General features: G+C 53.6%; 2 protein-coding genes and 1 pseudogene. All 3 read left to right on the forward strand.

The annotated features are described in order from the left end of the window. A pseudogene (locus tag ABYV26_RS24960) lies at window positions 1-258 on the forward strand (type VI secretion system contractile sheath large subunit); the annotation flags it as partial. A gap of 184 nt (window positions 259-442) precedes the next feature. Next, window positions 443-925, forward strand: coding sequence for an Hcp family type VI secretion system effector (locus ABYV26_RS24965; RefSeq protein WP_372684052.1), 483 nt, complete (start codon window positions 443-445; stop codon window positions 923-925). Window positions 926-991: 66 nt separating this feature from the next. Further along, the coding region (locus ABYV26_RS24970; RefSeq protein ID WP_372684053.1) for a type VI secretion system accessory protein TagJ at window positions 992-1764 on the forward strand (773 nt) is incomplete at its 3' end.

Genomic DNA, 1764 nt, shown 5'->3' on the forward strand with positions numbered 1-1764 from the left:
GGCTCATTCAAAGAACGCGATGATATGCAAAAATGGCTGCAAAAGTGGATCATGCAGTATGTCGACGGCGATCCGGCCAACTCGAGCGAGACCACCAAAGCCAAGAAGCCGCTGGCCGCGGCCGAGGTGACCGTAGCAGAGGTTGAAGGCAACCCCGGCTACTATACCTCCAATTTCTATCTGCGGCCTCATTATCAACTCGAAGGATTAACCGTATCTTTGCGGTTGGTGTCCAAACTCCCGTCCGTGAAGAATTGATCAACCTAATACTTATAGTGTCTTTCCAGAAATGGTAGATTTTGGTTCAGGCCAAGGCCGCAACGATTTTAAAACCGCAGGCGTAGCAGGCTACGTCGAGGATTTCAAAGGAGCGAGAACGCAGGTATGGGCAAAAAGATGCCGTTTCTGGATGGGCACCAACTACTAAGAAAGGAGTACTACCATGGCTGTAGACATTACCTTAAAAATCGATGGTGTTGACGGTGAATCGAAGATCGATGGTCATGAAGGCGAAATCGATGTGCTGGCCTGGAGCTGGGGTTTGTCGCAATCCGGTTCGATGCATGTCGGCGGCGGCGGCGGCGCCGGAAAAGCGAACATACAGGATGTGTCCATAACCAAGTTTGTCGATAAATCCTCTACGAATCTATTGCGCAAGTGCTGCAACGGGGCCCACCTGAAGGAGGCAGTCATGACCGTGCGCAAGGCTGGCGAAACCCCGGTTGACTACGTGGTCATCACGATGTCGCCGGTCCTCGTGACTTCCGTGAGTACCGGTGGAAGTGGCGGTGAGGACCGCTTGACGGAAAATGTCACCTTGAACTTTGCCAAGGTAAAATTCAGCTATACCCCCCAGAAAGAGGATGGCTCCGCCGATGCGGCCATCGATCTGACCTGGAATATAGAAACAAACAAAGAGGAATAGGGCAGTAGAAAAAATGACAGTGTAACGGTCCTAACACACTTGTAAATAATTGGCTCTTTCTTCTGGTTGCAACCCCCGGTTGGGCGGAAGGTCAATATCTACAAATGGGGATGGACGCTCGCCTTCGAGGAGAACAAATTCATTGATGAAAGTAGGTCGACCATGCTCGCAGAGACGTATTTCCGCGAAGGAAACCTTGCCGCTGCGCTGAAGGAATTGCAAAATCAGATTCGCAGCCATCCGGACAACAGCAGTTACCGTATATTCCTGTTTCAACTGCTCGCGATTCTCGGGCAGTGGGAACGGGCCTTGAGTCAATTGAACGTGCTGAGTGAGTTGGAGAAAAGCGCCTGGTCGATGGTGGGTCCCTACCGGGAGGCGATACGCTGCGAGGCGTTGCGGGCCGATATATTTGCCGGTCGACGCAAACCCATGATCTTCGGCGATCCGCCCCCATGGATGGCCTATTTGCTGGAGTCGCTGCGGCTGGTGGCTGAGGCTCACTATGAACAGGCAAAAACATTGCGCGATCAGGCGTTTGAAATGGCGAGCGCGCGTTCCGGTACGATTGACGAACAGCCGTTCAACTGGATTGCGGATGCCGACACGCGCCTGGGTCCGGTGCTGGAGGTGATCATCAACGGCCGCTATTACTGGCTGCCATTTCATCAGATTCGTGCCATTCAGATCACCGGGGTGGAGGATTTGCGGGACCTCGTCTGGTTGCCGGCGCATTTCACGTGGGTCAATGGCGGGGATGCCTTTGGGATGATCCCGTCCCGCTATCCCGGCTCCGAAATGGTGCAGGACTCGGCGATCCAGATGGCACGCAAAACGGA

The sequence above is a fragment of the Desulfosarcina sp. genome (assembly GCF_041551955.1).
In the GTDB taxonomy this organism is placed as follows: Bacteria; Desulfobacterota; Desulfobacteria; order Desulfobacterales; family Desulfosarcinaceae; genus Desulfosarcina.

Excerpts from the sequence above, each read along its gene's own strand:
- ABYV26_RS24965 (WP_372684052.1), top strand. The coding sequence starts at position 443 with ATGGCTGTAGACATTACCTTAAAAATCGATGGTGTTGACGGTGAATCG.